This window comes from Methylomonas sp. AM2-LC (genome assembly GCF_039904985.1).
Classification (GTDB): domain Bacteria; phylum Pseudomonadota; class Gammaproteobacteria; order Methylococcales; family Methylomonadaceae; genus Methylomonas.
In genome coordinates, this window is the sequence record NZ_CP157005.1 from 2,283,895 (window position 1) to 2,296,589 (window position 12,695).

Here is a 12,695-nt window from a genome sequence, read left to right on the forward strand (position 1 = left end):
AAGATAGAGTAAACGAAATCGACTGTATCACTCCCAATATCGCACCCTACACATCAGCAAACGCTATGTAAACTACATAACCGTTAAAACTTATCTGGACTGCAAAAAACGTATACTCACGCCTATTTGTCTACCAAGTTTGCAGGCTTATGCTAGACAAAATAAAGAAAATGCCTGTTCTGGAAATAGTATAAATTATCAATGTTTTGATTTATATAGGTATTAATAATATCCTATAATTTTGGTATGGTAATTGCGGGTTCTAAGTGATTTTAAACGTTTTAATCACCCCAAACAGTATAAACAACTCTAAACCACCCCTAGTGATTTAGGTTTTTTAGCTGAATGGGTGGCTACTTTAAGCTAAAACGGCGTCAAATATCATTCAATTAAACTAAGACCATGAACAATACCCTCAAAACAGTATTTTTTACCCTTGCCATTTTCGCTGCCAATCAGGCAAACGCTTATGTTACCTATACTGACACCGATAACGCAGATCCAAGATTTACCGGAAATGTATCGTTTGCAGGCAGTTTTACGGTCGACAACGCCTTAGCAGATGGCACTTACCATTTTGCCTCGGTTGCCGCACAACCAGCAGGCTTTAAGGAAAACTTTTTTACAGCGTCATTCATAGATGGCAGTGGCGTAACCAGAACACCAACCATTTCGGTTTTCGATATTACCATTACTAATGCTCAAGTGTCGGCATGGAGTATTGAAGCCACCTCACCATACACACGAGTGACCCGGCCCGCAAACTACAACGTCTACCATGCTGCGGTGGTTACTTATTTGGCGTCTACCACTGGTGATACCGAAAGTAGCTACGATACCGCCATTCCCTACCAAAGCACCACCTTTGTCAGCGTCGCTCCAGGTACCTGGTCGGTAGGCACATTCACAGTTCCGCTACCCTCAACCCTAGTCATGTTTGTTTCTGGATTGTTAGGTTTTGCCGCATTAACCCGAAAACAACACCAGTCAACCTAGCCCGTATGGAGTGAAACGCAATACGGGTGTCGGCCATTAACGCATCTGATATCCCGCAAATTATTACCGACTCACGTCAAAACGTTATAAAGCATCAAAGTTTCGTTGGGTTGCAGTTTTTTGCAACCCAACAATCGAAGCTGCAAACCTTTAAAAATCTAGAGTGGGGCTAATAAAATTTGATTACTCTTGTTTTTAATAGTGTCTGTCGCTGATTCACTAGGCTACTAAAATAGTTGTTTGTTTACAGGCATATAAAGTAATACCATTAGCAACTAGTTGTCAATTAAACGGCTCACTACCTGTTTTCTCCGTTCAGCGTATGCTGTGCGTAAATCAATGAGTTGTTGAGCTAATTGCTGGATTTTTGCAATATGCGCATTAAATCCAGTTAATGAGCTATTGCTGGTAAACATGAATTGGCCGTTCTCAACGCTCCAGATGTGTTTTTTATTAGCCAAAAAATCAATGGTGTTGCTCATTTCGGTGACCGTTAGCCTGGAAATTTGCGCGTCTTTATCGATAAATTCGTGATAATCAATCGCACCTTTATCAAATTGTTCCAGCAATTCTTTGCTGGCCTGTTCGTCTAGGCTTAGCTGCGTAAGCTGTTGGCGGATGCTATTCAGCAGGGCAGTTTGTTTGGCGTGATATTGATCGATAATCTGGTTAAATTTTTGTATCATCTCTTTGCTTTCCCTAAAATTCTTATCCCCTTTTAACCGATTGGCATCCAATAGCCGTTCACTGCCGGCAGCCGTAAAATCGTTGTCCATTTCCTTGCTCAATTGCAGCGTTTGATTATGACTTTTTTTCAACACAGCTTCAATTTCGCCTAACACCCCATTAGCTCGATTACTGCCTTGAATACTGGTGCTACTATTCTGAATTTCTTGTACTGACTGTTTAAAACCGAAAATTTGTTTTTGATCATAGACAATACGATCACCTAATACCCCGCTAGTTAAAAACAAGAGCATATAAAAAACTCGCCAATTTAGCGTTTTGCGGCCGGATAATTTGGTAAATAAATATTGGCCGATGATAGCCCCGAACAAATTGTAAAACACTAGGTAAAAAAGTTCATTGGTTGGGGCAGTACTCAGCGGCGTTGAAGATAACTTATAAAGCAGGATTAAAACAGCAAAAATCAGCGATAAAAATATCCATAACAAATGACGCAACCAGAGATGACTAGCTGAAGGGGTTTGTTGTTGCTCGACAGTGGTTGTTTCCATTAAGTACCTGGCAAAAGTGAGTAGGTTTGAGTAGCGACTTTACAGCTAATGTGTTAAATGAACTTATCGCGTTGGCAATTACGACTTATGTCCTTGCATAATCAAAAATTCATCAGAGTAGCCAGATTTAGAATATTCTGGTTACCTTGGTGCAGAGTTAACATGGTTTACGACGCACAACCCTGCTTAATAATGGCAAGCCTAATAACAACATTACCCATTCTTCGGCTTCTGGAACTGATGAGGTTACATTGGCAACCCCTTCAAACCCTGGATTAAAGGTAAAACCGTTGAAATTGCCGCCAGCGGTGTATGTTATTTCATTAGAGTTATAAGTGAAAGCGAACCATTGTACCGACGCCAACGCTGATGTTGTTGTAGATCCGACATCAAATCCGCTCAACTTCGCACCACTGACTATTCCTCCCAAGGATTGGTCCGTCCATGTATTGCTATAGAGTATATTGGATCCCCCCAGCCCCCAGTTCGTCCAACCCGAGTATTCTGTGGTGAAAGGTCCTGGTGCGTTTGAGTAGGTGCCGTTAGGTATATATACGCCGAAGAAGTAAATGTTATTCGGGTCGCCTACATTGTTCGCCACTGTGAAATCGTACGTCCAATTACCGGCAGAGCCACTCGTTGTATACGAAACATCTATCAGATTGGCGTTTGCGCTATTTGCAAGAGCTAAACCTATCGCTAAGATTAGTGTTTTTGTAAATCGAAAATCCATGAACAAACCCTCTTTGAGTATTTGAAAAATATGTATTTAGTGAATATCTTTATTTCAAAGAGGCAATCCAGCAATCCTTGCATTAGGAACCCTAAGACTTTCCGCTTCCATCATTCGATAGAGTTGGCCTTTACTCTTGGAGAATTTTTAACATAAAAAATAAGGAAATTCAAATCTATCTAACATATTTTCTTTATCCTCTGTAATCGCGTATTGCTTTCGCTCACCACATCATACAACCCTAACAACTTTTGCATTATTTAACTTGCAAGGTTTGAAGTGTTTTAAGTGTTGCATTTGCCTGTTCTTTTTTATTGATAGACATTACTTCTACATGCTTGAATAAGGCTTCCATAAGTGGACCAACATCGCTATTAGCCACAGATCCATTTAAATTAGCTTCACAAATTCTAAATAGAGCTTCGCGTTCCAATAATACCAGGTCATCACGGCCAGCAAGTGCTAATGCGGTTGCTGCAAAAGACGTGTCTATACCGCCAGTTACACCATTGGAAGTCGCATTTGCTTTAACCGTATTAGCGAAAGATAACGCAACATCGGGCGCTTGTTCTGCACAGGAACGTATTTTTCCGTCTCTTAAGTCTATAAAAGCACCACGGCGTGAAGAATCATAACTCATCCAATAAGTGCCATTATTCCCCAAGCTGTCATAGCTAGCTGGACGTGTAAACGTAGCACAGCCCGACAGAAATACGATAAAAAGCGTAATTATTATTTTCATTTTAATATCCCTCTAGATGATTTTAAGACATTGAGAAAAAAGTCATGCCATAAATAGTAAAAATTTCTTCAATTCTGGATATTGAATTTCGATTAAATCATAGTAAAGCCCTGGAAATGGGTCAATACTACATTAGTACCCGTACGAAAGTACTGGTTTTGTCGTTTAAGTTTGGAGTTTACTATTCAATATTTAAATTAATTCCAGATTAACAAGTTTCCTCAGCTAAATATCTTGTCTCGGTATACTATACACAAACACCTACCACTTACCATCACAACTAGCTGCGCCTTTGGCGACAAAATTGGGCGAAAATAACGTATACGGCCCGTATCTGTTATTGCAGATACAAGGCGTCAGCCAGTATTTACGCTGGATAGCGCCAGGCAGCTTTATCGGTCCAGGTGGAAGCTGCCGATCAGCTTTTCGCGCCAGCTTAGCCCCGAATTACGTGTAAGAATTTATGGGTTTTCGTCTTGCCCTAGGTCAAAAAGGTACGACTGGAGCAGGCTAAGCAGGCTGGAAACGCGATAAGCGGGATAGGGCGCAATACAGCTTTTGCCTATTAGGCTGCTGCTTTGATGAATGCGCCTTATGACTTTGAATAAACAAGTTAATCTGTGTACTACCACAAATTTTGCCATGCAACAGGTGCAATACGCTTCGCTATTGACCCCTATGAGGTAATTGCTTTGATGATTAAGCCTTATCGCGTTGATTAAGTTCAGGCAAGCCACGGTTTATTATCCATGCCAGCTAAATCTCTACTGCCATGTATCACGGTCAAAATTGCAATCCGGTCAGGTTGCTGCCAATACATAATCCGGTAACCATGAAAAATAAGTTCCCGAATATCCTCCCGATCTTCGGCTTCCGGTACTTTACGTCCCATTTCAGGGTAAGCATACAAGTGTTCGGTCACTTCAAATAATCTTTCCACAAATTGCCGGGCATAATAGGGTGAATCTTTAGCGATATAGGCTTGAATCCCTACTAAATCATCCAAGGCAGGTTCAGTCCATTCAATCCGCATTAGCCATAAGCTGTTTTTTAGCTTCTTCATGGGAAACGGTACGGCCCTCTTGAGCAGCCTGTAAGCCTTTCTCTAGCTTTTGCTTGACATAAAACTCATACATAATATCATCCCAACTCGCCTGATCGGGAATCTGTTCAATTAGTTGTTTTGCCGATTGTTTTGCTGTTTGCATGATGTTTACCCCTAAGATACTTTGTCTACCAATCGCCTAGTTTTGTGTTTTAGCTATCCGGGATCAGTTTCAACATTACCCCTTAAAAAATAGTTTAACACAAGTTACGAATCTATTAATGCTAGGGTCGTAGGGCGTGTTAGATACGTGTTGATTCCGTTTTTTATTTCTCGCGCATCATAACCCGCCATAGCAACAGCCTTTTGTGCCCACCACGGATTTCGCCAAGGCTACGGCTTTGATGATTGCTCCTGATCTTGTTGAATCTAATGCGCTCTATGAGGCTGTTGCCTAGGCAATTGAGGCTTACCGCGTTGATACATTATTCCCTTTATTAAAGAAATTCAATAATGAACTTCATTTTGAAGACTGGACAAAAGAATAACAAAATCAAATAAAGATGTTGCTTGTTAATAAAATGCGGTTTGCTTTCGCTCACCACATCCTAAAGCTGAGCTTTGCTGCATGCACCATACGACTTTGAATAAACAAGTTAATCCGTGTATTACCACAAGTTTTACCATGCAACAGGTGCAATACGCTTCGCTATTGGCACCCTATGAAGCAACTGCATTCAAGAGAGTCGCTATTTTTGCGAAAGCTTGTTTAGGGGCATCCCAGCCCCAACAAGCGGCAAAAACTACGCGACCATTTAATGCCTCCGGCGGCCCCGATTCGCCCTCGTCGCCTGCTCTTGCGCCTAAACGGCTTAAGAGCTAGGCTCCAAATGGCTTGACGGCGTTTCGCGATGCCTTGCAGGTTTTCTTCGCTTCGCTGCGATAACCCGCCCGGCGCTACGCCTATCGGGGACTAAAAATCTTCACTTCGCTTGCGCTCCGTTTCCACGATTTTCAGCGGATGATTGTGTCTTAAGGCCTTTACCGCGTTATTAATTGAATAAATGTAGCCTGGATGAAATGCAATGGAATCCGGGATCTCGAAGCCAAAACACTGCAAAAACTATCAAACACCCATAATGATACAAAAGCTGTCAATGTGATAAGCTAGAAAATTTCGTATTACTCAATCCTTATCGCATTGCATTGATGATTACGTTATGGCCTTAATTACTCCGTTTCGGATTATTTTTGAATAGTTTTGCGGCTATTAAAGCCTAAAAAACCTAAAGGAGCGGAAGCGAATAACCATAAGGATGAGGGGAGAGGTACAGCAGTAGGTGAGGCAATGAAACTTTGGGTAATGCCCAACGAATCAGTAAATTGTCCAACAATTTGTCTGCTATCGTTTATGCTGGTAATTTTGGTCGTGCCTGCCACAGCTAGTGGGTCGTCAATTGTGGTGTATGTACTGCCGTTATAAATAAAGCCATGTGCACCAGTAGCGTCATTGTAATACCCCGATATTTCTCCATTATTATTTATACCGGTAATCCAAGTGCCGGAAGTTGCGTTGGGATCGTTTATTGTTGTATAAGATGGCAACTGCATAAATAGTGGCAACCCCATAAAACCTAAATTGATAGTCACAAGGTTGTATTCAAAACCATGTATACCTGTCGCGTTGCCAAAATACCCCACGACTTCTCCATTGTTGTTAATGTCAGTGGCGATGGTTTCCGATGAGTTGGGTACATCAATGGTGGTATAAGTTTTTCCATCATATATATAGCCATTATTTCCTACATTAGCTTGGCCAGGATTATATATGTCATTTGGATGGTTAACGACAAAATATCCCGCAACCACACCGTTATCGTTGATGCCTAGGGAATAGGTTGGTCCCATGTACGCATTTGGTTCTTTGAAAGAGGTGATAGAACTACCGTTGGAAATAAAACCGGAGATATTAGTGCCAGCTACACAATAACCGTAGCAAAACAGATTGCTCCCAGTTAACTGTCCGTTATTGTTGATTCCTAAATTATTACCACCCTGCGCACTGCTAAAATTACTACCGTTATAAATAAAACCTTGACCATATAAATTTCCAGCTAGTATACCCACGACGACCCCGCTGTTATTAATATGGTCAGCATATACTGGATAGTTTGAACCAGGCACAGTATTTGTATCTGTCAAAGTTGTAAAGGAGTAGCTATCAGCATAATTTGGCATCGAAAAAAAAATTGAGCCACCAAACATGATAATTGTACCGAGATGTTTTTTAATTCTTAATTCCATAAAAGAAACCCATTTACGATTTATAGAAAATTTAGTTTGAGTCACTGGAAAGTAGTTCATTATTTTAAATGAGCTTTAATCAGGCTATCCGTGAGATACAACCCCGGCGATTTTCAGTTACTCCCTTTCGACAGTATTAACTTTTTTTCTCAGTGGATATTAAATCATGCCAAAATTACAATTCAAAACAATTTAATGTTAAATTTTTATTACAAAAATATGGAACGCGCTTAGGGCTAGCTAGAATTAGAGTGCGTAGGTACGATTAATGTTAGCGTAATCGTAAGATTCTGAAGGCAACATTCTTATTACGCTGGCTGCAAGTCGTTACCGACTCAAGCCAAAACGTTCTAAATACATCACCAAATCAATAACCCCCCAAAACCATCACTCAATCACTCAATAACACAAATAACCCCAAACCCCCAATGCCAGCGGCCACCTTGCTCTAAACAACTATCAATCTGTTTTTGATCACGCCAATACACACCTGCATTCGCTAAAACTATCAACCCCAAAACCAAACTAATCTTTTTAGAAAACGATATACCCGGACTCACTTTAAACAATAAAGCCATCCCCAACGACACACAAAACCAAAATATAAACAAAATAACAATTTGTATCGGCGCATAATTAGGCAGCAAACTGCCGAACACAAACACGGTAAGTTGATTCAAGGTCTGAGTATCAAAATTAAACAGCTCCATCGGTAATATGGCAAATTCGATACCCGGTTTGGCAAGGGCAGGTGGTGCTTGTGTGGCGATTAACAGCAATAACAAAGGCACCGCCAAACTGATACCCATATACATAGCAAAGTTTTTACCGCGCGCAATCCATAAACTCACAGATATGTCTCACTATTGATGATTGGTAGCTTATATTAAAACAGCGTAGCCTGTATGGAGTGTAACGCAATACGGGTGTCGGTCTTAAGCTACCTGACACCCTGCAAATTATGAGTCAGGCCTATAGGTGCTGAACAGAGTGAAGCGCATCTGTCGCGAAAGATGCGCTCTTACGTCGGCATCATCCTATAAAAACCAGCTTAAACAAACACAATTAACTGACTAAAGCCTCTAACCACTCAACTTCTCAATTAACAATTTGTTCACTTCCTCAGGATTGGCCTTACCCTGGCTTTCTTTCATCACCTGCCCAACAAAAAAGCCAAACACCTTATCCTTACCACTACGATACTGCTCAACCTGCGCAGGGTTTTTAGCGATAATGGCATCAATAATGGCCGCAATCGCGCCCATATCGGTAATTTGTACCAAGCCTTCCTGTTCGATAATCTCATCGGCACTCGCCGTACCGTTCCATAACTTATCAAACACTTGTTTGGCGATTTTACCGCTGATGGTTTTATCGGCAATGCGTTGCAACAAGCCAGCCAAACGTTCGGTACTGACTGGACAGTCGCTAATTTCCAGTCCTGCCTTGTTTAAAGCGCCCAACACATCGCCCGTTAGCCAGTTACTGCATAATTTAGCTTCACAGCCAGAGATTTTTACCAGTGCTTCATAATAATCCGCCAATTCGCGCGAAGAGGTCAGGGTGCTAGCCGTTTCATCATCCTGCGCATATTGCGCCACAAAACGCTGTTTCTTAGCTTCGGGCAGTTCTGGCAGCGTGGCTTTAATAGCCGCTTTCAGGCTGTCTTCAATCACCACTGGCAATAAATCAGGATCGGGGAAGTAACGATAATCGTTGGCTTCTTCCTTGCTGCGCATAGAGCGGGTTTCGTCTTTGTTGGCATCGTACAAACGCGTTTCCTGCACGATACGCCCACCGCTTTCCAGAATGTCGATATGGCGCTCAATCTCATGATTGATGGCTTTTTCCACAAACTTAAACGAGTTAATGTTTTTGATTTCGGCACGTGTACCAAATTCCACCTGGCCTTTAGGCCGTACCGAGACATTGGCATCGCAGCGGAACGAGCCTTCCTGCATATTACCATCGCAAATTTCCAGATAACGTACCAGTTCGTGCAACTTGCGCATATAGGCCACGGCTTCTTTGGCCGAGCGCATATCCGGTTCCGAAACAATTTCCAACAACGGCGTACCGGCCCGATTCAGGTCGATACCCGTTAAGCCTTGATAATCTTCATGCAGCGATTTCCCCGCATCTTCTTCCAAATGCGCACGGGTAATGCCCACGCGTTTTTTAACCCCATCCACCTCAATATCCAGATAACCTTTACCCACTATCGGTAATTCAAACTGACTGATTTGATAACCTTTGGGTAAATCCGGATAAAAGTAGTTTTTACGCGCAAAGATGGATTGCGGCGCAATTTCAGCATCAATCGCCAAGCCAAAAGTCACTGCCATGCGCACCGCTTCCTCATTCAACACCGGCAATACGCCGGGCAGACCTAAATCCACCGCACAGGCCTGACTATTCGGCTCTGCGCCATAGGCAGTCGCAGCCGCAGAAAATATTTTGGAGCGTGTGGCCAGTTGCGTATGTATTTCCAAGCCGATAACGGCTTCCCATTGACTGTTCATAAGCGTATTCCTCAGGCAAAGCCAGGCGCAATTTGTTGATGATGAGCGGTAACTTGCTGATAGCGGTGGGCTATGTTCAGCAAACGTGCTTCGCTAAAATAATTGCCGATCACATGCAAACCCACTGGTTTGTTGTCTACAAACCCAGCCGGAATAGACATGGCCGGTAAACCCGCCAGATTAATGGCAATGGTGTAAATGTCGGATAAATACATCTGAATCGGATCGCCAGTTTTTTCACCGATGCGGAAAGCCGGGCTAGGCGTCACCGGCCCCATGATGACATCCACGCTGCTTAACGCGCGTTTAAAATCATCACTGATTAAACGCCGCACCTGTTGCGCTTTCAGATAATATGCATCGTAATACCCAGCAGACAGGGCATAAGTACCCATCAAAATACGGCGTTTCACTTCTGCGCCAAACGCTTCACCCCGCGAACGCGTGTATAAATCACTTAAATCTTCCGGATTTTGACAGCGGTAACCAAAGCGCACCCCATCAAAACGGGATAAATTAGAAGAGCATTCAGCCGAAGCAATCACATAATATGCGGGGATAGCCAGTTTTAAATTAGGCATGGACACTTCCACCACTTCCGCACCCAGTTTTTGATATTCGGCAATAGCGGCCTGTATCGCAGCGGCCATGGCGCTGTCCAAATCGGCACTGAAAAACTCTTTAGGTAAACCGATTTTCAATCCCTGCAAACTGTCGTTTAGCGTGGCGCTATAGTCAGGCACAGCGGTATCCACACTGGTAGAGTCTTTCTCATCAAAACCCGCCATGGTTTGCAGCAAAATTGCCGCATCTTCGGCGCTGCGTGTCATCGGTCCACCTTGATCAAGACTGGACGCATAGGCGATCATGCCATAGCGCGACACCCGACCATAGGTAGGTTTTAAGCCAGTAATGCCACATAAGGCCGCTGGCTGACGAATAGAACCACCGGTATCAGTACCGGTACTGGCCGCCACCAATCCAGCCGCCACCGCCGCCGCAGAGCCACCCGAAGAGCCGCCCGGTACACAGTTTTCATCCCAAGGATTACGCACCGCACCATAATGGCTGGTTTCGTTAGAGGAACCCATGGCAAACTCATCCATATTCAGTTTGCCCAGCATCACCGCACCAGCCTGATTAAAGTGATGAATCACCGTGGCATCGTAAGGAGCAATAAAATTGTCCAGCATTTTGGAGCCGCAACTGGTTTTAATGCCTTGTGTACAAAAGATGTCTTTTTGACCCAGTGGAATACCCGTCAGTGGCCCGGCAGTGCCAGCCGCCAATGCCACATCGGCCTGTGCCGCCTGTTGCAACGCGCTTTCCGCGCTAACGGTAATAAAAGCGTTCAGGTGTTGATACTGCTGAATACGCGCCAAAAAGGCCTGCGTCAGTTCCACACTGGAAAATTGTTTACTGCGCAGACCCGCTGCCAGTTCGGTAAGGCTTTTGCTATGCATAATCGTCCTTAATCAATCACTTTAGGTACCAGATACAATCCGGCTTCGGTTTGTGGTGCAATGCTTTGAAAACGTTGACGCTGATCGGTTTCGGTAACCACATCCGCACGCAGGCGTTGAGTTTGGTCCAGTGGATGCGCCATCGGCTTTACCCCTTGTGTGTCCAGACTTCCCATTTGCGTCATTAAATCCAGCATACCGGATAAATCTTTAGCATAATGCTCAATATCCTGTTCGGCAATTCCCAGCCGAGCCAGGTGAGCGATTTTTTTAACGTCATCTGTAGTCAACGACATGTATTGGCTCCGTGTTTTTTAAAATATTCTTGTATTGTACTTAAGTGCTTTAGTTTGAGTGTGCCAGCACCCGCCCAGAAGCGGGAAACCCTATCAAGTTCTTGACTGCAACAAGGCTGATGGCAAAGCCCCTGACACTATCTGAAGTACAATTTATATAAATATAATACTTTATATCTTGCCCAACTGCCCGCTTGATTGTTAAAGTAGCAGGATTTACAGTGCGTTCTGGGGTAATCATGTTTAAACGAATTCGTGGCCTTTTTTCCAACGATCTATCTATCGATCTGGGAACGGCAAACACACTAATTTACGTTCCAGGCCAAGGTATAGTTCTAAACGAACCATCCGTTGTGGCTATCAAAGAAGATAAAGTCAGAGGACAAAAGACCATCGCTGCGATTGGTGCTGACGCTAAAAATATGCTGGGTCGTACCCCCGGCAACATTACCGCCATCCGGCCCTTAAAAGATGGCGTGATTGCAGATTTCGCGGTCACTGAACGCATGCTCAGACATTTTATTAAAAAAGTACACGAAAACAAATTATTAAGACCCAGTCCACGTATTTTGATTTGTGTACCTTGCGGTTCCACACAAGTAGAAAGACGCGCCATTCGCGAATCTGCGGCTATGGCTGGCGCACGTGAAGTATATTTGATAGAAGAGCCCATGTCAGCCGCAGTCGGTGCCGGTTTACCAGTCGATACAGCCCATGGTTCTATGGTGTTGGATATTGGCGGTGGTACTTCCGAAGTGGCGGTAATCTCTTTAAATGGTATCGTTTATTCAGCTTCAGTACGTATCGGTGGCGATCGCTTCGACGAATCCATTATCAGCTATGTGCGCCGTAACTACGGCACCCTGATTGGTGAAGCCACTGCCGAAAAAATCAAACACGAAATCGGTGCCGCATACCCAGGCAGTGAAGTACGGGAAATGCAAGTCACGGGTCGCAATCTGGCCGAAGGTATACCGCGTAGCTTTATGTTAAACAGTAACGAAATACTGGAAGCCTTGCAAGAACCTTTGTCGGGCATTATCAGTGCCGTACGCGTGGCACTGGAACAAACCCCACCCGAACTGGGTGCCGATGTTGCCAGTCGCGGTATCGTGCTGACCGGCGGTGGAGCCTTGCTGAAAGATATTGACCGCTTGGTATCCGAAGAAACTGGCTTACCCGTTTACATCGCCGATGATCCGTTAACCTGTGTAGCCCGCGGTGGCGGTATGGTATTAGAAATGCTGGATTCCAAAGGCGCTTCTGCGTTTTCTCTGGAATAAAATCGTCCCCGGATGCACTTCAGTTAATTCGACATATGTAGCCTGGATGCAATGAAATGGAATCCGGGGCTCG

The 12,695-nt window shown here is 43.8% G+C and carries 14 protein-coding genes and 1 riboswitch; of the genes, 4 read left to right on the top strand and 10 right to left on the bottom strand.

Features of this window, described 5'->3' with window-relative positions; translation table 11 throughout:
- Positions 1-402 precede the first annotated feature (402 nt).
- Positions 403-996: a hypothetical protein gene (locus ABH008_RS10370; protein WP_347989784.1), complete on the top strand. Its 594-nt coding sequence runs from the start codon at positions 403-405 to the stop codon at positions 994-996.
- A 275-nt stretch (positions 997-1,271) separates the two neighbouring features.
- Here the strand turns inward: ABH008_RS10370 and ABH008_RS10375 are convergent, their stop codons facing one another.
- From ABH008_RS10375 to ABH008_RS10385, 3 genes are all read right to left on the bottom strand, one after another.
- Positions 1,272-2,234 carry a hypothetical protein gene (locus ABH008_RS10375; protein WP_347989785.1) on the bottom strand — a complete coding sequence of 321 codons (963 nt, stop codon included), beginning with the start codon at positions 2,232-2,234 and terminating at the stop codon, positions 1,272-1,274.
- A gap of 157 nt (positions 2,235-2,391) precedes the next feature.
- A complete protein-coding gene (locus ABH008_RS10380) occupies positions 2,392-2,967 on the bottom strand; it encodes a hypothetical protein (protein WP_347989786.1) in 576 nt (191 codons plus the stop codon).
- A gap of 58 nt (positions 2,968-3,025) precedes the next feature.
- Positions 3,026-3,105, bottom strand: a riboswitch (cyclic di-GMP riboswitch).
- 118 nt (positions 3,106-3,223) lie between these two features.
- On the bottom strand, positions 3,224-3,709 hold the full coding sequence (locus tag ABH008_RS10385) for a hypothetical protein (protein WP_347989787.1): 486 nt from the start codon (positions 3,707-3,709) through the stop codon (positions 3,224-3,226).
- Between the two features lie 292 nt (positions 3,710-4,001).
- Here ABH008_RS10385 and ABH008_RS10390 point away from each other — a divergent pair, with 292 nt between their 5' ends.
- Positions 4,002-4,166 carry a hypothetical protein gene (locus ABH008_RS10390; protein ID WP_347989788.1) on the top strand — a complete coding sequence of 55 codons (165 nt, stop codon included), beginning with the start codon at positions 4,002-4,004 and terminating at the stop codon, positions 4,164-4,166.
- A gap of 267 nt (positions 4,167-4,433) precedes the next feature.
- Here the strand turns inward: ABH008_RS10390 and ABH008_RS10395 are convergent, their stop codons facing one another.
- Both ABH008_RS10395 and ABH008_RS10400 read right to left on the bottom strand, forming a co-directional pair.
- A complete protein-coding gene (locus ABH008_RS10395; RefSeq protein WP_347989789.1) occupies positions 4,434-4,742 on the bottom strand; it encodes a type II toxin-antitoxin system RelE/ParE family toxin in 309 nt (102 codons plus the stop codon).
- Positions 4,732-4,917 carry a hypothetical protein gene (locus ABH008_RS10400; RefSeq protein WP_347989790.1) on the bottom strand — a complete coding sequence of 62 codons (186 nt, stop codon included), beginning with the start codon at positions 4,915-4,917 and terminating at the stop codon, positions 4,732-4,734. The genes ABH008_RS10395 and ABH008_RS10400 overlap by 11 nt, the downstream gene beginning before the upstream one ends.
- A 465-nt stretch (positions 4,918-5,382) precedes the next feature.
- Between ABH008_RS10400 and ABH008_RS10405 the strand changes: the two genes are divergently transcribed.
- Positions 5,383-5,637 (top strand): hypothetical protein, encoded by a 255-nt coding sequence (locus ABH008_RS10405; protein ID WP_347989791.1) that lies wholly within the window; start codon positions 5,383-5,385, stop codon positions 5,635-5,637.
- Between the two features lie 362 nt (positions 5,638-5,999).
- On the opposite strand, the gene ABH008_RS10410 is transcribed toward ABH008_RS10405, so the two are convergent.
- From ABH008_RS10410 to gatC, 5 genes are all read right to left on the bottom strand, one after another.
- Positions 6,000-7,058 carry a hypothetical protein gene (locus tag ABH008_RS10410; RefSeq protein WP_347989792.1) on the bottom strand — a complete coding sequence of 353 codons (1,059 nt, stop codon included), beginning with the start codon at positions 7,056-7,058 and terminating at the stop codon, positions 6,000-6,002.
- Between the two features lie 395 nt (positions 7,059-7,453).
- Positions 7,454-7,909, bottom strand: coding sequence for a hypothetical protein (locus ABH008_RS10415; RefSeq protein WP_347989793.1), 456 nt, complete (start codon positions 7,907-7,909; stop codon positions 7,454-7,456).
- 231 nt (positions 7,910-8,140) lie between these two features.
- Positions 8,141-9,580 carry an Asp-tRNA(Asn)/Glu-tRNA(Gln) amidotransferase subunit GatB gene (gene gatB / locus ABH008_RS10420; protein ID WP_347989794.1) on the bottom strand — a complete coding sequence of 480 codons (1,440 nt, stop codon included), beginning with the start codon at positions 9,578-9,580 and terminating at the stop codon, positions 8,141-8,143.
- 11 nt (positions 9,581-9,591) lie between these two features.
- The gene (gatA, locus tag ABH008_RS10425; RefSeq protein ID WP_347989795.1) at positions 9,592-11,043 is read right to left on the bottom strand and encodes an Asp-tRNA(Asn)/Glu-tRNA(Gln) amidotransferase subunit GatA; all 1,452 of its coding nucleotides are present in this window, start codon (positions 11,041-11,043) and stop codon (positions 9,592-9,594) included.
- Between the two features lie 8 nt (positions 11,044-11,051).
- Entirely contained in the window at positions 11,052-11,339 is a 288-nt protein-coding gene (gatC, locus tag ABH008_RS10430; protein ID WP_347989796.1) for an Asp-tRNA(Asn)/Glu-tRNA(Gln) amidotransferase subunit GatC, read from the bottom strand.
- A 239-nt stretch (positions 11,340-11,578) separates the two neighbouring features.
- Between gatC and ABH008_RS10435 the strand changes: the two genes are divergently transcribed.
- On the top strand, positions 11,579-12,622 hold the full coding sequence (locus tag ABH008_RS10435) for a rod shape-determining protein (protein WP_347989797.1): 1,044 nt from the start codon (positions 11,579-11,581) through the stop codon (positions 12,620-12,622).
- Positions 12,623-12,695: the final 73 nt, after the last annotated feature.